At 69.3% G+C, this 16,854-nt stretch carries 17 protein-coding genes and 1 tRNA gene; 11 read left to right on the top strand and 7 right to left on the bottom strand.

Annotation, left to right across the window (positions count from 1 at the left end; translation table 11 throughout):
- Positions 1–84: 84 nt before the first annotated feature.
- Positions 85–2,319, top strand: coding sequence for a hypothetical protein (locus ACYQ0J_RS10995; protein ID WP_460172153.1), 2,235 nt, complete (start codon positions 85–87; stop codon positions 2,317–2,319).
- On the top strand, positions 2,316–4,931 hold the full coding sequence (locus ACYQ0J_RS11000) for a UvrD-helicase domain-containing protein (protein ID WP_460172154.1): 2,616 nt from the start codon (positions 2,316–2,318) through the stop codon (positions 4,929–4,931). The genes ACYQ0J_RS10995 and ACYQ0J_RS11000 overlap by 4 nt, the downstream gene beginning before the upstream one ends.
- A 10-nt stretch (positions 4,932–4,941) precedes the next feature.
- Here the strand turns inward: ACYQ0J_RS11000 and rpsI are convergent, their stop codons facing one another.
- Both rpsI and rplM read right to left on the bottom strand, forming a co-directional pair.
- Positions 4,942–5,328, bottom strand: coding sequence for a 30S ribosomal protein S9 (rpsI, locus tag ACYQ0J_RS11005; protein ID WP_460172155.1), 387 nt, complete (start codon positions 5,326–5,328; stop codon positions 4,942–4,944).
- Positions 5,328–5,759: a 50S ribosomal protein L13 gene (gene rplM / locus ACYQ0J_RS11010; RefSeq protein ID WP_460172156.1), complete on the bottom strand. Its 432-nt coding sequence runs from the start codon at positions 5,757–5,759 to the stop codon at positions 5,328–5,330. Before rplM ends, rpsI begins: the two co-directional genes overlap by 1 nt.
- Before the next feature lie 134 nt (positions 5,760–5,893).
- Here rplM and ACYQ0J_RS11015 point away from each other — a divergent pair, with 134 nt between their 5' ends.
- Entirely contained in the window at positions 5,894–7,540 is a 1,647-nt protein-coding gene (locus ACYQ0J_RS11015) for a CTP synthase (protein WP_460172157.1), read from the top strand.
- On the opposite strand, the gene ACYQ0J_RS11020 is transcribed toward ACYQ0J_RS11015, so the two are convergent.
- The 5 genes from ACYQ0J_RS11020 to cycA form a co-directional block, all read right to left on the bottom strand.
- On the bottom strand, positions 7,537–8,562 hold the full coding sequence (locus ACYQ0J_RS11020) for a DUF815 domain-containing protein (protein WP_460172158.1): 1,026 nt from the start codon (positions 8,560–8,562) through the stop codon (positions 7,537–7,539). The genes ACYQ0J_RS11015 and ACYQ0J_RS11020 overlap by 4 nt on opposite strands.
- 44 nt (positions 8,563–8,606) lie before the next feature.
- Positions 8,607–8,682, bottom strand: a tRNA-Lys gene (locus ACYQ0J_RS11025).
- 92 nt (positions 8,683–8,774) lie between these two features.
- Entirely contained in the window at positions 8,775–9,386 is a 612-nt protein-coding gene (locus tag ACYQ0J_RS11030) for a thiamine diphosphokinase (RefSeq protein WP_460172159.1), read from the bottom strand.
- Complete coding sequence (locus ACYQ0J_RS11035) at positions 9,383–10,333, bottom strand: ABC transporter ATP-binding protein (protein ID WP_460172160.1); 951 nt, start codon at positions 10,331–10,333, stop codon at positions 9,383–9,385. Before ACYQ0J_RS11035 ends, ACYQ0J_RS11030 begins: the two co-directional genes overlap by 4 nt.
- A 115-nt stretch (positions 10,334–10,448) precedes the next feature.
- A complete protein-coding gene (gene cycA / locus ACYQ0J_RS11040) occupies positions 10,449–10,895 on the bottom strand; it encodes a cytochrome C-552 (protein ID WP_460172161.1) in 447 nt (148 codons plus the stop codon).
- A gap of 246 nt (positions 10,896–11,141) precedes the next feature.
- Between cycA and ACYQ0J_RS11045 the strand changes: the two genes are divergently transcribed.
- Genes ACYQ0J_RS11045 through soxA (ACYQ0J_RS11080) form a run of 8 tightly spaced genes read left to right on the top strand, consistent with a single transcriptional unit; the run spans position 11,142 to position 16,853 of the window.
- Positions 11,142–11,570: a thioredoxin fold domain-containing protein gene (locus ACYQ0J_RS11045; protein WP_460172162.1), complete on the top strand. Its 429-nt coding sequence runs from the start codon at positions 11,142–11,144 to the stop codon at positions 11,568–11,570.
- Entirely contained in the window at positions 11,563–12,015 is a 453-nt protein-coding gene (gene soxY, locus ACYQ0J_RS11050; protein ID WP_460172163.1) for a thiosulfate oxidation carrier protein SoxY, read from the top strand. Before ACYQ0J_RS11045 ends, soxY begins: the two co-directional genes overlap by 8 nt.
- Positions 12,016–12,031: 16 nt before the next feature.
- The gene (gene soxZ, locus ACYQ0J_RS11055; protein ID WP_460172164.1) at positions 12,032–12,358 is read left to right on the top strand and encodes a thiosulfate oxidation carrier complex protein SoxZ; all 327 of its coding nucleotides are present in this window, start codon (positions 12,032–12,034) and stop codon (positions 12,356–12,358) included.
- A gap of 45 nt (positions 12,359–12,403) precedes the next feature.
- Entirely contained in the window at positions 12,404–13,183 is a 780-nt protein-coding gene (soxA, locus tag ACYQ0J_RS11060) for a sulfur oxidation c-type cytochrome SoxA (protein ID WP_460172165.1), read from the top strand.
- A gap of 9 nt (positions 13,184–13,192) precedes the next feature.
- Positions 13,193–13,768, top strand: coding sequence for a sulfur oxidation c-type cytochrome SoxX (gene soxX, locus ACYQ0J_RS11065; protein WP_460172166.1), 576 nt, complete (start codon positions 13,193–13,195; stop codon positions 13,766–13,768).
- On the top strand, positions 13,765–15,486 hold the full coding sequence (gene soxB / locus ACYQ0J_RS11070) for a thiosulfohydrolase SoxB (RefSeq protein WP_460172167.1): 1,722 nt from the start codon (positions 13,765–13,767) through the stop codon (positions 15,484–15,486). Before soxX (ACYQ0J_RS11065) ends, soxB begins: the two co-directional genes overlap by 4 nt.
- On the top strand, positions 15,483–16,043 hold the full coding sequence (soxX, locus tag ACYQ0J_RS11075) for a sulfur oxidation c-type cytochrome SoxX (protein ID WP_460172168.1): 561 nt from the start codon (positions 15,483–15,485) through the stop codon (positions 16,041–16,043). The genes soxB and soxX (ACYQ0J_RS11075) overlap by 4 nt, the downstream gene beginning before the upstream one ends.
- Before the next feature lie 3 nt (positions 16,044–16,046).
- On the top strand, positions 16,047–16,853 hold the full coding sequence (soxA, locus tag ACYQ0J_RS11080; protein ID WP_460172169.1) for a sulfur oxidation c-type cytochrome SoxA: 807 nt from the start codon (positions 16,047–16,049) through the stop codon (positions 16,851–16,853).
- The last annotated feature ends 1 nt before the right edge of the window (position 16,854 follow it).

Genomic DNA, 16,854 nt, shown 5'->3' on the forward strand with positions numbered 1-16,854 from the left:
CGGACACCCCGGAGACGGGGGGATGTCCTTTTGGGGCCCCCGCTCTGGCGCAAGCCAGAGCGGGGTACTTAAAATGGGCCCCGTATGAAGCCCGGCCTCTATCCCGTCCTGGGCCCCCCCGCTTCGGGGAAAACCCGGCTGGCCTTGGACTGGGCCCTGGAGGTGCTCTCCCGGAGGGGGCGGGTCTACTTCGTGGGCCTTCCCCACCAGCGGGCCTACGTCTACCGCCTTTTGGGGGAGCGGGGGAGCTTTTTGGGCCTGGAGTTCCTCTCCTTCCAGGCCCTCTACTACCGGGTCCTGGCCGAGGCGGGCCGCCTCGCGCCCCTCCTGCCGGGGGCGGGGCGGGTGGCCCTGGTGGGGGAGGCCCTGAGGGAGCTCCAAGGGGAGGTGGCCCCGGGGGAGGCCCGGCTCTTTGCCCGGGCCATCGCGGAGCTGAAGCGCTTTGGCCTCTCCCCTTTCGCCCTGCCCAAGGAGGGGGAGGCGGGCAGGCTTCGCCGGGTCTACCTCCGCTTCGAGCGCCTGAAGCGGGGGCACCTGGACTACGACGATTTCCGCTGGCTGGCCCAAAAAACCCCTCTTCGCCTCTTCCCCCGGCCCGACCTGGTGGTGGTGGACGGCTACCGGGAGCTTGGCCCCTTGGACTTAAGGTTTCTCGGGCGGCTCGCCCGGGAGGTGCCCGTGCTCCTCACGGCGGAGCGCCTGCCCCAAGGCCTCGAGCCCTGGCGGGAGCTCTCGGGGAGGCCCGTGAGGAAGGAGGTCTGGGCCCTGGCCAACCCGGTGGAGGAGGTCCGCCACCTCCTCCGGGCCCTGAAGCGCGCCCTGGCCCCCAAGGACCTGGGAGGGGAGGGCCTGGCCCCGGAGGAGGTGCTGGTGGTGGCCCCGGAGGAGCGCATCGGGGGGCTTCTCGCCCTGAAGGAGGAGTACGGCCTGCCCCTGGAGGACGGCCGGGAGCGGGCCCTGGCCGAAACCGAGGACGGGGAAAGGGTCCTGGCCCTCCTGAACCCCTTCCCCACGGGGCGGGACCTCTTGGCCTTGGGGTTTGCCGCCTTGGGCCGACGGGCCTTGCGGCTCGGCCTGGGGGGGGAGGAGGCCTTGCGGGTTCTGGCCGAGCGGGAAGGCCTTTCGGGGGAGTGGGAGGCCTTCCAGGCCCTGCGCACCCCGGGGCCCGACCTCCTGGCCTGGGCGGAGGGCGCCTTGGAGGCCCTGGGGGTTTCCGCCAAGGAGCCCTTTCTCTCCCGGCTCCGCCTGGCCCTCCGGGTGGACCGGGAAAACCCCCTCGCCTGGTGGCGAGGCCTCCTTCTGGAGGAGCGCCTGCCCCCCGGGGTGGGGCGGGGCCTCCCCGTCCTTCCCCCCCTCAGGGCCACGGGGGTGCGGGCCAAAAGGGCCTACGTGCTGGACTGGGTGGCGGGGCGCTACACCCTGGGGGAGGGGGAGGACTATTTCCTCCTGGAGGAGCTCCGGGAGAGGGGGCTCCTTTTGGGGCTTCCCAAGCGGCTAAGGGGCCAAGACCCCCTCTTCTGGGAAGAGCTGGCCACCCGGGGCGAGGAGGTCTTCCTCCTCTACCCGGAGGCCGGGGCCTCGGGGCTTTACCTTCCCCTGGAGGGGGGGAAGCGGCCCGACCCCTTGCCGCCTGCGAGCCGCCTCGAGGCCTTGCCCCACACCCCCTTCCGGCCCCCTTGGCCCTCGGGCGGGGGGCACCTGCCCTCCGTGGAGGCCTTGAGGCGCCTCCTGGAGTGCCCCTTCCGGGTCTACCTGGAGCGCTTTTTTCCCCGGGAGGCGGAGGAGGACGGCGCCCTGGGCTGGGCCCTCCTCGCCCGGGAGGGGGAAAGGCTCCGGGACCACCCCGAGGTGGGGCCCTGGCTGGAGCGGCACCGGGCCCACCTGGAGGGGATGGCGTGGGGCGTCCTCTGGCCCGGGAAGCGCTACCGCCTGCGCCTGGACGGGGTGCGGCGGGAGGGGAAGGCCCTCCACCTCTACCGCCTCCTTCCCCCGGGGGCTGGGCCCGAGTGGGACGCCTTGCTTCCCCGTCAGGGGAACATCTTGAGGAGGCGCTGGACGGAGTGGCTCGCCCTTCAGGCCCTCCTCACCCGGGAGGACGTGGAGGCCGTCCACCTCTGGGCCTGGCCTTGGCTCGGTGAGCCCGTCCCTTACCGCAAGCGCCCCTTCCGCCCCGGGGACCGGCTTTCCCTTTGGGAGGCCATAGAGCCCAAGCTGGAGGAGGCCCTGTCCCTTTGGCGGGAGGGCCCCTTCCTGGCGAGGCCTGGGGGCCACTGCCACACCTGCCGCCACGCGGACATCTGCCGAAAGGAGGAGGCGTGAGGCTTTACGTGGCCTCGGCGGGCACGGGGAAGACCCACGCCCTGGTGGAAGAGCTCCTTTCCCTGGTGCGAAAGGGCATTCCCCTGCGGCGCATCGCCGCCGTCACCTTCACCCGCAAGGCGGCGGAGGAGCTGAGGGCCCGGGCCAAGGAGGGGATAGAGGGCCTTTTGGCTGAGGCTCCGGAGGCCCCCTGGGCGGAGGAGGCCCGGCGGGAGGTGCACGGGGCGGTCTTCACCACCATCCACGGCCTCCTGGCGGAGGCGCTTCGCCACGTGGCCCCCATGCTCTCCCTGGACCCGGACTTCGCCCTGTTGGACGAGTTCGTGGCCGAGGCCCTTTTCCTGGAGGAGGCGAGGAGCCTCCTTTACCTCCGGGGCCTCGAGGGGTCCCCGGCGGAGGAGGCCGCCCTCCTCACCCTCTACCGGAAGCGCACCCTGGCCGGGGGGTTCCACCCCCTGCCCGGGGCGGAGGGGGTGGTGGGGCTTTTCCGGGAGGCCCTGGAGGGGTACCGCAGGCGCACCCGGGAGGCCCTGGGGCCCGGGGACCTGGAGGCCTGGGCCCTCAGGCTCCTGGACCACCCCAAGGCCCTGGATCGCGTGGTGCGCCGCTTCCCCCACGTGCTCGTGGACGAGTACCAGGACGTGAACCCCCTGCAGGGCCGCTTCTTCCGCGCCTTGGAGGAGGCGGGGGCGGAGGTGGTGGCCGTGGGGGACCCCAAGCAGTCCATCTACCTATTCCGCAACGCCCGGGTGGAGGTCTTCCGCGAGGCCTTGGCCGGGGCCCAGGAGGTCCGCCTCCTGAACCGCACCTTCCGCCACGCCAAGGGGGTGGCCCGTTTCCTCAACCGCTTCGTGGCCCTCTTCCCCGAGGGGGAGCGGGTGCCCGTGGCGCCGGTGCGGGAGGCGGAAGGCCGGGTGGAGGTGCACTGGGTGGTGGGGGAGGGGGAGCTGGAGGCGAAGCGCAAGGAGGAGGCCGCCCTCCTGGTAAGGCGCCTCCGGGAGCTTCGGGAGGAGGGCTATGCCTTCAGGGAGATGGCGGTCCTGGTGCGAAGCCGAGCTAGCTTCGCCCCCCTGGAGGCCGCCCTCCGCGCCCAGGGGGTGCCCTATGGCCTGAGGCGGGGGCGGAGCTTCTTCACCCGGCCCGAGGTGCGGGACCTCTACCACGCCCTGCGCCTCGCCCTCTGGGACGGCCCCCCTACCCCCGAGGAGCGCCTCTCCCTCCTGGCCTTTCTCCGGGGGCCCTTTGTGGGGCTGGACCTGGGGGAGGTGGAGGAGGCCCTGCGCCAGGAGGACCCCTTGCCCCACCTGCCCGAGGAGGTGCAGGAAAGGCTCCTTCACCTCCGCACCCTGGCGCAAGCGCCCCCCCTGGAGGCCCTGAAGGCCTTGGCCAAGGAGGAGGGTGTCTTGCGGAGGCTTTCCCCCAGGGCCCGGGCCAACCTGGACACCCTGCTCCTCTTGGCGGCCTCCGAGCGCTTCCCCGACCTCGAGGCCCTCCTGGAGTGGATGCGCCTCAGGGCCCAGGACCCCGAGGCGGGCGAGCTCCCCGAGGGGGGGGAGGGGGTGAACCTCCTCACGGTCCACGCGGCTAAAGGGCTGGAGTGGCCCGTGGTGGCGGTCTTTGACCTGGCCCGGGATGACCCGCCCTTCCGGGACCCCTTGGCGGTGGGCCCGGAGGGCCAGGTGGCCCTGCGGGGGACGGAGGCCTTCGCCAAGGTGCGCGGGGCCTGGGCCAAGGCCGAGGAGGAGGAGAGCCTGCGCCTCCTCTACGTGGCCCTTTCCCGGGCCAGGGACGTGCTTTTGGTCACGGGGAGCGCCTCGGGCCGTCCGGGACCCTGGGCCAGGGCCTTCCAGCGCCTCGGCCTGGGGCCCGATGCCCAAGACCCCTGGGTGCGCCGGCACTCCGTGGCTCAAGGGCCTTCCCCCGGCCACCCCCCTCCCCCACCTCCCCCCCAACCCCTCGCCCCCTACGCCTCCTTGACCCTTTCCCCTCGTCCCTTCCCCCGGGTCCACTCCCCTAGCGCCCACCGCAAGGCGGAGCCCCTGCCCCTGGCCCAGGCCCTGGAGGAGGAGCGGGCCCCCGAGTTCGCCCGGGCCCTGGGCACCTTGGTCCACTACGCCATCGCCCGCCACCTGGACCCCGAGGACCCGGCGGCCATGGCGGGCCTCCTCCTCCAGGAGGTGGCCTTCCCCTTCGCCGAGGGGGAGAAGGCCAGGCTCCTGGAGGAGGTCCGGGAGCTCCTCCGCCGCTACCGGGCCCTCCTGGGGGCGGGGCTTGCCCCTTTGGGGGAGCGGGAGGAGGACTACCCCGAGCTCCCCCTGGTCCTGCCCCGGGCGGGGACGGTCTGGTACGGGGTGCTGGACCGGGTTTACCGGGTGGGGGGAAGGTGGTACCTGGAGGACTACAAGACGGACCTCGAGGTCCACCCCGAGGCCTACCGCCTCCAGCTCGCCCTTTACTGGGAGGCCCTGCGCCAGGCCTGGGGGGTGGAGGCGGAGGCCCGGCTCGTCTACCTGCGCCACCCAAGGGTCCACGTCTTTCCCCCGGACGAGCTCTTGGCCGCCCTCCGGGCCCTGGAAAGGGAAGCCTCCGGGGAGGGGTCCCCGGAGGCCTGAGGGGGAGGCCTTAGCGCTTGGAGTACTGGGGCGCGCGGCGGGCCTTGTGCTTGCCGTACTTCTTGCGCTCCACCACCCGGGCGTCCCGGGTGAGGAAGCCCAGGGGCTTGAGCCGGGCGCGGTAGTCGGGGTTGTAGCGGAGGAGCGCCCGGGCCACCCCCAGCTTGATGGCGTCCACCTGGCCGCTCTTGCCCCCGCCCCGCACGGTGATGTAGGCGTCAAAGCGCCCCAGGGCGTCCACCACGCGCAAGGGCTCCAGGGCCGCCACCGCCCGCACGATGCCCTGGAAGTAGTCCTGGAAGTCCTGACCGTTCACGGTGACCTTGCCGCTTCCGGGCCGGAGGAAGACCCGGGCCACCGCCTCCTTACGCCTCCCGGTACCGTAGTACTGCTCCATCACTTGACCTCCAGCTTCACCGGCTTCTGGGCCTGGTGGGGGTGGGTGGGGCCCGCGTAGACCTTGAGGCGCTTGAAGAGCCTCCGGCCTAAAGGCCCCTTGGGGAGCATGCCCTTCACCGCATGCTCCAGCACCCGCTCGGGGTGGGTGGCCAGCATCTTCTCCGCCGTTATCTCCTTGAGGCCCCCCTGGTAGCCGCTGTAGCGGGTGTAGACCTTCTGCTTGAGCTTCTTGCCCGTGAGGCGGATCTTGTCGGCGTTCACCACCACCACGAAGTCCCCCATGGCCACGTTGGGCGTCCAGTCGGGGCGGTGCTTGCCCCGGAGGAGGGTGGCGATCTGGGTGGCGAGCCGCCCGAGGGTCTTGCCCTCGGCGTCAATGAGAACCCAGCGGGGTTCGGGATCCTTGGGTACGTACGTCTTGGGAAGCATGGCTTGGGCCCTCCTTGCGGCGTGAACGGGCACGCCCTGTTCTTGCCGGGGGATCGGGGGACCCCGCAAGAACGCCAAAGAGAACTCTACCATAACCCCAGCCCCTTTCGCCAGATATGGTAGGCTGAAGTCCCGTGAACGGGGTTTCCGAGAGCACAGCGAGGCCGAGAAAGTACGTGTTCGTGACCGGGGGCGTGGTGTCCAGCCTGGGCAAGGGCATCCTCACCTCCTCCCTGGGGGCCCTCTTCCGGGCCCGGGGCTACCGGGTCACGGCCATCAAGATAGACCCCTACGTGAACGTGGACGCGGGTACCATGCGCCCCTACGAGCACGGGGAGGTCTTCGTGACGGGGGACGGGGCGGAGACCGATTTGGACATCGGCCACTACGAGCGCTTCCTGGACCTGGACCTCTCCCGGGGCAACAACCTCACCACCGGCCAGGTCTACCTCTCCGTGATCCAGAAGGAGCGCCGGGGCGAGTACCTTTCCCAGACGGTCCAGGTCATCCCCCACATCACCGACGAGATCAAGGAGCGGATCCGCAAGGTGGCGGAGGAGCAGCGGGCGGAGGTGGTGGTGGTGGAGGTGGGGGGCACGGTGGGGGACATCGAGAGCCTCCCCTTTTTGGAGGCCATCCGCCAGTTCCGCTTTGACGAGGGGGAGGGGAACACCTTCTACATCCACCTGACCCTGGTCCCCTACCTGGAGACCAGCGAGGAGTTCAAGACCAAGCCCACCCAGCACTCCGTGGCCACCCTGCGGGGGGTGGGCATCCAGCCCGATGCCATCGTGCTCCGCTCGGTGAAGCCCGTGCCCGAGGAGGTGCGGAAGAAGGTGGCCCTCTTCACCAACGTGCGCCCCGGGCACGTGTTCAGCAGCCCCAACGTGGAGCACCTTTACGAGGTGCCCCTGCTCCTGGAGGAGCAGGGCCTGGGCCGGGTGGTGGAGCGGGCCTTGGCCCTCGAGGCCGTCTTCCCCAACCTGGCCTTCTGGCAGGAGGCGGTCAGGGTCCTGAAGCACCCCGAGCGCCGGGTGAGGATCGCCATCGCGGGCAAGTACGTGAGGATGCCGGACGCCTACCTCTCCCTCCTCGAGGCCCTCAAGCACGCGGGGATCAAGAACCGGGCCCTGGTGGAGGTGAAGTGGGTGGACGCGGAGGGCCTGGAGGAGGCGGACCTGGACGAGGCCTTCCGGGACGTCTCCGGCATCCTGGTCCCGGGGGGGTTCGGGGTCCGGGGCATTGAGGGCAAGGTGCGGGCGGCCCAGTACGCCCGGGAGCGGAAGATCCCCTACCTCGGCATCTGCCTGGGCCTGCAGATCGCGGTCATTGAGTTCGCCCGCCACGTGGCGGGGTTCAAGGGGGCGAACTCCACGGAGTTTGACCCCTACACCCCCCACCCCGTGATTGACCTCATGCCCGAGCAGCTGGAGGTGGAGGGCCTCGGGGGCACCATGCGTCTCGGGGACTGGCCCATGCGCATCCGGGAAGGCACCCTCCTCCACCGCCTCTACGGCAAAGAGGAAGTCCTGGAGCGGCACCGCCACCGCTACGAGGTGAACCCCCTCTACGTGGACGGGCTGGAGCGGGCGGGCCTCGTCATCTCCGCCACCACCCCCGGGATGCGGGGCCGGGGGGCGGGGCTGGTGGAGGCCATCGAGCTGAAGGACCACCCCTTTTTCCTGGGCCTCCAAAGCCACCCCGAGTTCAAGAGCCGGCCCATGCGCCCTTCCCCGCCCTTCGTGGGCTTCGTGGAGGCGGCCTTGAAGTACGGGGGCTAGCCCAGGGTCTGGGCGAACTGCCGGGCCACCCGCCCGGAGAAGCCTTTCTGCAGGGCGAAGCGCAGGGCCTCCGCCTCCTCCGCTCCGGTGAGGGGGCGGCCCAGGTGGTGGGCCACCGCCCGGAGAAAGAGGGCCTTGTCAAAGGGCGGGAAGGTGAGCACGAGCCCAAAGCGCTCCGCCAGGGCCAGGGTGTCCTGGAGAGCGTCCCAGGCCCCTGGGTCGGCCCCGGGCAGGGGATTTTCCCCCAGCCCCCGCACCAGGTGGCGGCGGTTGGAGGTGGCCAGGAGAAGGACGTTTTCCGGGGGGCCCTCCAGGCTTCCCTCCAGCAGGGCCTTCAGGTGGTGGAAGGCCTCGCCCTCCGGGTCCAGGGAGAGGTCGTCCAAGAAGAGGAAGAAGCGGTGGGGAAGGAGGGCGAGCTTCTCCAGCAAGCGCTCCAGGTGGGGGAGGGCCTGGGGCTCCACCTCTACCATGCGGGATTCGGGGAGGTGGAGGAGGCTTTTGGCCGCGGTGCTCTTCCCCGTGCCCCGGGCCCCGTAGAGGAGGGTGTGGAGGGCGGGCTTTCCGGAAAGGAAGCGCTCGGCGTTCTCCCTCAGGGCCCTGAGCTGGGCCTCGTACCCCAGGAGCTCCCCTTCCCGGGGCAGGCGGGGGTGGGGAAGGGGGCGCACCTCCCCCCCGAAGCGGAAGGCCCGGTAGAGGGCGAAGGGCCAGGGCCCGTGGGCCTTCAGGACCTCCACCAGGGCCAGGGGGTCGCGGGCGAGGAGGGCCTTCAGGGCCCCTTCCTCGGCGGGGTGGGGTGGGCGTTCCCCCAGCTCTTTAAGGGGAAACTCCCCCCGCCGCCGCTCCAACTCCAGGTAGAGGGCCTCGAGGTCCAGGCGCACCAGGTCCAGGAGGCCGGGGGTGGGCCGGAGGGCCCGCCAGGCCCAGGGCGCCTTGAGGAGGCTCTGCGCCAAGGCGTAGCCCCAGGGCTCCCCCCGGGGCAGGTCCCAGGCCAGGAGGTCCAGGGGGCTCTGGGGAAGCTCCATGGGCTTCATCTTAAGGAGAAACCCCCGGGTTCCCCCGGGGTCCCTGGTGGGCCGCACAGGACTCGAACCTGTAACCCACCGATTAAGAGTCGGTTGCTCTACCGGTTGAGCTAGCGGCCCAAACGCCAAAGGCTAGTGTAGCTTCCCCCTTTCCCCCTGTCAAGGAGTTTCCCGGCCCTTCCCGCCGCCCCTCTTGGGGTCAGGGAGGGGCCTCAGAAGAGGTAGAGCACCGCCCGGCCTTCCGCTACCCGCACCCGGATGGGCCCGAGGGCTTGGTTTTCCAGGGTGCGGGTGGTGGCCTCGAGGGGCGTGGGGGGGAGGTTCCAGCGGGCTCCTTCCACCCCTAAGGTGGCCTTGGGGCAGGGGAGGAGGCTGAAGGGGGTGCCCGCCGCCAAGGGAAAGGGGTGGCTTCCCGGAAGCAGGGGGAAGGCGTGGGTGAGCCCGTCCGTGAGCTCCACCCGCACCCCCTCCGCCACCAGGCGGAAGGCCAGCTCCAGGTGGGCCAGGGTGTGGTCCAGCCGCCCGCCCAAGGCACCCAGGAGGAGCACCTCTTCCGCTCCCAGTTCCAGGGCCTTCCGGATGAGGGCCTCCCCGTCCGTGAGGTCCTTCTCCCGGGGAAGGACCTCCTTGGGGGCGGGAAGGGCCTCCTGGAGCCAGGGGGGGCTTGAGTCAAAGTCCCCAAGCCAAAGCTCCGGGGAAAGCCCCAGGGCCAGGGCGTGGCGGCCCCCGGAGTCCGCCGCCAGGAGGCGGTAGCCCCGAAGCCTTTCCTTGAGGGCCTCCGTGACCAGGAGGGGCCCACCCAGGAGGAGGGCGAAGCGCCTCATCCCTCCAAGGGTACCGCCTGGGCCAGGTCCAGGTGGAGGCCTATGGGGGTGCCCTCCCCGGGGCCCTCCTGGGCCTCGAGGTAAAGCCGCACCCCCCTCACCCGCACCCAAAGCCCCACCCGGGGCCCGTAGAAGAGCCGCTCCTCCACCACCCCTTCCAGGGGGCCCTCGAGGGCCAGGGCCTTTGGGGGGAGGAGGTGGGCCCTCGGGGGAAGCCCTAAGGCCTCGCTCTCCGCGGGGGAGAGGAGGTTCTTGTGCCCCAGGAAGCGGGCGGCCCAGGCGTCCTTGGGGCGGGCGTAGACCTCCTCGGGCCTTCCCACCTGCACAAGCCTCCCTTCCCGGAGGAGGGCCACCCGGTGGGCCAGGAGGAAGGCCTCCCCCTGGTCGTGGGTCACGAGGAGGGTGGTGACCCCCTCTTCCCGTAGCGTCCGGCGCAGGAAGAAGAGGAGTTCCTCCCTCAGGCGGAGGTCCAGGGCCCCCAAGGGCTCGTCCAGGAGGAGGAGCCGGGGCCTGTTGGCCAGGGCCCGGGCCAGGGCCACCCGCTGTTGCTCCCCGCCCGAAAGCTCCTGGGGGCGCTTGGCCGCATGGGGCCCAAGCTCCATCCGCTCCAGAAGCTCCCGCACCCGCCCCTCCCGCGCCCCCTTGGGCCACCGGGCTTCCACCAGGGCGAAGGCGATGTTCTCCGCCACCGTGAGGTGGGGGAAGAGGGCGTAGTCCTGGAAGAGGAAGCCCACCTTCCGCCCTTCGGGAGGCAAGGGGGTGAGGTCCTGCCCCTCAAAGCGCACGAACCCCCTATCCGGGCTAAGGAGCCCGGCGATGAGCTTTAGAAGCGTGCTCTTGCCACTTCCCGATGGCCCCAGGAGGGCGAGGACCTCGCCTTTTTGCAGGGAGAGCTCCAGGGATAGCCAGAAGCCAGGGAAGGTCTTCTCTAAGGAAAGCTCCAGCACCCTCCCATTAAACCGGAAGGGCCTGGGGTACTCCCCAGGCCCCTCGTTTTTGTTCTTCCCCGCTAGGGCCCTTTACCGGGGCCCCCATGCGGGCCCAAGCCGGCATGGGGTGGTGTTACTTCAGGCCGAGCTTCTTCCGCTCCTCCAGCACCTGCTGGGGGGTGAGCTTCTTGTCGCGCAGGGCCTTCACCTCGGCCGCGGTAAAGGGCTTCCAGTCCTTCACCTTCTTGTCGTCCCCCCAGGCGGTGACGATGTGGTTCAGGACCGCGGCGACCTCCTCGTCCTTAAGGCCGTTGAAGGCGGGCATGGCCCCGTTGTACTTCATGCCCTTGACCTCAATGGGCCCCTGCAGGCCCCAGAGCATGACCTGGATCAGGTACGCCCGCCCGCCCTGCTTGGCCAGGATCTCCGCCACGTGGCCCGCCAAGGGAGGGAAGGCCCCGGGGATGCCTTGGCCGTTTTGCTGGTGGCACCCCGCGCACTGGGCATAGATCTTGGCGCCGTCCGCCTGGGCCAGGGCCAGGCCGCCGAGAAGGAGGAAAGCCATAAGGGTCCGCTTCATCTTTACCCTCCGGGGTATTAGGGTAATTTGTCCCGGGGTGCCCGTCAAGGGGCGGAAGCTTAAGGAACCCTTTAGCTGAGGTTAGGAGGGGTACGCCCGTGGGGGCACGGGGGCTTCTAGATACATAAGCGCTCAGGGGTATTTGGTGAAGAGGAGGGCGGGAGACTGGGTTCCTGGGGGCTTGATTTTCCTCTGACAGGTTGCTAAGGTACAAATGTCCTTGGGTGTACCCAGGCGGTGTAAACCATGTACATGTACCGGGTACTGTGGACACTCCTCCTCCTGGGCGCGGCCCTCGCCGCTCCGGACTTTGCTCGCTGGTACCCTTACGCCCAAGCCCAGGACCTGGCCAGGGAAAGCGGGCGGGTGCTCATGGTCTACTTCCACAGCCCCTACTGCCCTTACTGCGACCAGATGAACACCTTCGTCCTCTCCGACCCCGGCGTGAGCCGCCTCTTGGAGGAGCGTTTCGTGGTGGCCTCCGTGGGCACCGAGTCCCCGGAGGGGCAGGAGCTCGCCCGGCGCTTCCGGGTGCCGGGCACCCCGACCTTTGTCTTCCTCGTCCACCGCAAGGGGGCGTGGGAAGAGGTGGGCCGGTTTTTTGGCAGCCGGCCCCGGGCGGAGTTCCTCAAGGAGCTTCGCCAGATGTGCGCCAAGGGAGGTGTGTGTGAATAGGCGAGCGTTTTTGAGGACCACCGGAGCGGCCCTTTCCGCCCTGGCCCTGGCCGGCATCCCGGTGAGGGCGCAGGGTCTGGAGGGCGAGGATCTGGCCCACTTAGAGAAGGCCCTTAAGGAGACCTTGGGCAAGGGCTTCCAGGACCTCACCCCCTCTAACCTGGTCAAGCTCACCATGCCCGCCATCGCCGAGAGCGGGGCCAACGTGCCCGCGGAGGTGGAGGTGAACCTGCCCCCAGGCCAGGTGAAGGCCGTCCACCTCTTCGCCGACAAGAACCCCACGCCCCGCCTGGTCTCCTTCATGCCCATGAAGGCCCTGCCTTACTACGCCACCCGGGTGCGCCTGGCGGAAACCTCCGCCGTCCGGGCCGTGGTGGAAACGGCTGACGGCAAGCTCCTCTTGGCTTCGGCCAGCACCCGCGTCACCGTGGGTGGCTGCGGTTAAGGAAAGGAGGTAAGAGATGCCCATCCGCACCATCGTTCGCCTGACTCCTCCCAAGCCCAAGGCCGGTGAGGAGTTCAAGCTGCAAGCGGTAGCCCAGCACCCCAACGAGCCAGGAACCCGCAGGGACGCGCAGGGGAACCTCATCCCCGCCAACTACATCAACCTGGTGGAGGTCTACTTCGAGGGGGAGAAGGTGGCCGAGGCCCGCCCCGGCCCCTCCACCAGCGCCAACCCCCTTTACGGCTTCAAGTTCAAGGCGGAAAAGCCTGGCACCTTCACCGTGAAGCTCAAGGACACCAGCGGGGACACCGGCGAGGGCACGGTCAAGCTGGAACTGGCCTGAGGATGGCGCCCGGGGAGAACCCGGGCGCCTTATGGAGGTGGGGCTATGCGCAAGGCGGTGGGTTTGTTCCTGGCCACACTTCTCGTGGGGGTAGCCTTGGCCCAAGGGCAGGTGGACCCCCGGGAGGAGGCCAAGCGCCAGAAGCAACTCCTCTTGGAGACCGCGGGCATCTTGCCCACGGAGCTCGTGGTGGAGCAGGGCAAGGAGCTCTTTAACCGCAAGGGGCCGAGCGGCAAGACCATGGCCGAGTGCGACTTCGGCCTGGGCAAGGGGGTGCTGGAGGGGGCGGCCGCCCGGCTTCCCCGTTACTTCCCGGACACGGGGAAGGTGGAGGACCTGGACAGCCGCATCCTCACCTGCATGACGCGGGTCCAAGGCTACCAGCCCAATCAGATCAAGCGCTCGGAGGTGGTGGCGGTGGCCTTCTACATCGCCAGCCACTCCACCGGTAAGCCCATCCAGGTCCGCCTGCTCTTTCCCCAGGAGCGGGAGCTTTACGCCCTGGGTGAGAAGCTCTTTTACGCCCGTAGCGGGGCCCGGGACATAGGGTGCGCCACCTGCCACGTGACCTACGTGGGCAGGCGGGCGGGGGTCCTGCCCTACGCCGATGTCCTGGGCAAGGACAAGTCCTGGACCCACTGGCCCGCCTACCGCTACTCCAACGACCAGATCTGGACCATGCAGGACCGGATCCGCGCCTGCTATGGCAACATCGGCCACCCGCAGCCGGACCTGTACTCCCTTCCCATCCTGGCCCTGGAGCTCTTCCTGGCCTACAGCAACAACGGGGCGGTGGTGGAGGAGTGGCCCGCCTTCGTGCGCTGAGGAGGAAGCATGAAAAAGGCACTCCTTGCCCTCGCGATCCTTTCGCTCTTGGCCTTGGCCCTGGCCCAGCGCTTCTTCCAAGACCAGGAGCTTGAGCGGATCAAATCCGGTGGTAAGGCTTACGCCGAGGCCTTCATCGGCCAGCGCCCGGACCAGGCCCTTTGCTCCATCCACAGAAACCGCCTGCCCGCTGACCTCTTGCCCAAGTTCCTGGAGGAGCAGCGGGCCCTCATCAAGTACCCGCAAAGCGGCAAGCTCATGGGGGACTGGAGGAAGGGCGGGGCCATCTTCAACAACCTCCAGAAGGCCAACTGCTTCTCCTGCCACTTCGGCTCCCCGGTGCACCTGGGCGGGGACGTGGGCCCCAGCCTGGAGAAGTACGGCCTGAACCGGGGGCAGTCCGAGGCCATCCAGCGCTACACCTACGAGGTCATCTACAACGCTTGGGCCTATTTCCCGTGCACGGTCATGTACCGCTTCGGGGCCCAGGGGCTCCTCACGCCGGAGGAGATCGCCGACGTGGTGGCCTACCTCCTGGACCCGGAGAGCGACTTCAACACCAAGCCCGCCGTGGGGTCTAAATGAACCGAAGGGAAGCCCTTTTCCTCCTTTCCGCCTTGGCTGGCCTGGGGCCTAAGGCCCTGGCCCAGGTGTTGGCCAACCCCGCCCGCCTCTACGACCTCCCCCCCTACGGGGACGCCACCCTCCTCTATTTCTCCGACCTGCACGGGCAAGCCTTCCCCCACTACTTCATGGAGCCCCCGAACCTCATCGCCCCCAAGCCCCTGATGGGCCGTCCGGGCTACCTCACGGGAGAGGCCGTCCTGCGCTACTACGGGGTGGAGCGGGGCACGCCCCTCGCCTACCTCCTCTCCTACGTGGACTTCGTGGAGCTGGCCCAGGTCTTCGGCCCCATCGGGGGCCTCTCCGCCCTCACGGCTCTTATCCGCCAGCAGAAGGCCCAGGTGGAGGCGGAGGGCGGCCGGGTCCTGGTCCTGGACGGGGGCGACACCTGGACCAACTCCGGCCTCTCCCTCCTCACGGATGGGGAGGCCATCGTGGAGTGGCAGAACCTCACCGGGGTGGACCACATGGTCACCCACTGGGAGTGGACCCTGGGGCGGGAAAGGGTGGAAGAACTCCTGAAGAAATTCCGGGGGGAGCACCTTTCTTACAACGTGGTGGACGAGCTCTTCGGCGATCCCCTCTTTCCCGCCTACCGCATCCACCCGCTGGGGAAGGGGGCCGTGGCCGTGGTGGGGGCCACCTACCCCTACGTGCGGGTCTCCCACCCCGAGGCCTTCACGGAGGGCCTCTCCTTCGCCTTGGACGAGAGAAGGCTCCAGGAGGCGGTGGACCAGGCGCGGGGGGAAGGGGCGGACGCCGTGGTCCTCCTCTCCCACAACGGGCTCCAGCTGGACGCCGCTTTGGCGGAACGGGTTCGGGGGATTGACCTCATCCTCTCCGGCCACACCCACGACCTCACCCCCAGGCCCTGGCGGGTGGGGAAGACCTGGATCGTGGCGGGAAGCGCCGCGGGCAAGGCCCTCATGCGGGTGGACCTGAAGCTCTGGAAGGGGGGGATCGCCAACCTCCGGGTGCGGGTCCTGCCCGTCTTGGCCCAGCACCTCCCCAAGGCCGAGGACGTGGAGGCGTGGCTGGAGGGGCGGGTAGGGCCGCACCGAGAGCACCTCTTCGCCCCCTTGGCGGTGTCCGAAAGCCTCCTCTACAAGCGGGATACCCTCTACTCCACCTGGGACCAGCTGGTGGGGGAGGCGGTGAGGGCCCTCTACCCGGAGGTGGAGGTGGTCTTCAGCCCGGCGGTGCGCTGGGGGACCACCATCTTGCCGGGCCAGGCCATCACCCGGGACCACCTTTACGCCTACACCGGCTTTACCTACCCGGAGCTTTACCTCTTTTACCTGCGGGGGGAGCAGGTGAAAGGGGTCTTGGAGGACATCGCCAGTAACGTCTTCACCCCCGATCCCTTCTACCAGCAAGGCGGGGACGTGAGCCGGGTCTTCGGCCTCCGCTACGTCCTGGACCCCGACGCCCCCGCAGGGCAGCGCATCCGGGAGGTGGAGGTGGGGGGAAAGCCCCTGGACCCGAACCGCCGCTACCTGGCGGCCTCCTACGGGGGGAGGCTCCAACGGGTGGGGGAGGCCAAGGCGGGGTACGAGCCTAGGCCCATCTACGCCGTGCTGGAGGAGTACCTGAAGGGGGTGGGGCGGGTCAAGGTCGCCCCTAGCCCCAACGTGCGCGTGCTGGGAAGGACCTACCGGGTTCCGGAGGTGAAAGGATGAAGAGAATGGCGGTTTTGGTCGTTGGCCTTGTGCTCCTGGGGCTCGGGCTTTCCCAGGTAAGTCCCTTTAGGGCCCGCCTCGAGGCCGCCCTGCACGCCGGGGGCCACGAGTTCGCCCAGGTGATGCTGGCCCAGGACCGGGGCCAGGCCCTTTGCAGCCAGTACCGGGACAAGATCCCTGCTGACCTCTTGCCCAAGTTCCTGGAGGAGCAGAAGGCCCTTATCCGGTACCCGCAGAGCGGCAAGCTCATGGGGGACTGGAAGAACGGGGAGAAGGTCTTCACCGACCCCAAGCGGGGCAACTGCTACGCCTGCCACGCGGGGGTGCCGGATGAGGTGGCCCATGGCACCATGGGTCCACCCCTCACCGGCTACGGCCAGCGGGGGACCTCGGAGCCCGTGGTCCGGTACACCTACGAGAAGATCTACAACGCCTGGGCCTTCGTGCCCTGCTCCCTCATGTACCGGGGCGGGGTTCACGGCCTCTTCACCCCCGAGGAAACCGCCGACCTGGTGGCCTTCCTCCTGGACCCCAACTCCCCCATCAACCGGAGGTGAGCCGTGAGCGTGCGAAAGAAGCGCCTGATCCTGCTGGCCGGGGTGGCCTTTGGGGTACTGGCGGGGCTTGCGGCGTACACGCAGCAGAGCAAGCCCTTGGACCCCTTTGAGGAGGCCATGCGCCAGCGCCAGATGTACCTGGAAACCTTTGGGGTCTTGCCCGGCGAGCTCTTCGCCGAGGAGGGGAAGGAGCTCTTCTTCCGCAAGGGGCCCTCGGGGAAGACCCTGGAGGAGTGCGACTTCGGCAAGGGAAAGGGGGTGCTGGAGGGGGTTTACGCCATCTTGCCCAAGTACTTCCCGGACAGCAGGCGGGTGGAGGACCTGGAGAGCCGGGTCTACACCTGCATGCAGAAGGTCCAGGGTTACAAGCCGGGGGAGATCAAGCGGGATGAGGTGAAGGCCATCACCACCTACATCGCCACCTTCTCCTCCAAAGCGAAGATCCAGGTGGTGCCCAAGCACCCCCAGGAGCTCGCCCTGTACAACCTGGGCCGGGAGCTCTGGTACACCCGGGCGGGGGCCAGGGACATGAGCTGCGCCGTCTGCCACGACCAGTACGCGGGCCAAAGGGTGCGGCTCTCCCCGGTGCGGAGCCCCAGGCAGGGCCTCGGCAACGAGTGGCCCGCCTACCGCTTTGAGGAGGACAAGCTCTATACCATGGAGGACCGCATCAACTTCTGCTACGAGTCCATCGCCATCCCCAAGCCCGAGTTCTACTCGGACGTGCACATCGCCCTGACCCTTTACATGCTGGCCGAGGCCACGAAGGCGGGGCACTCCTTTGAGGAGTTGCCCTTCTTCACCCGCTAGC

Source organism: Thermus sp. FJN-A (assembly GCF_054655095.1).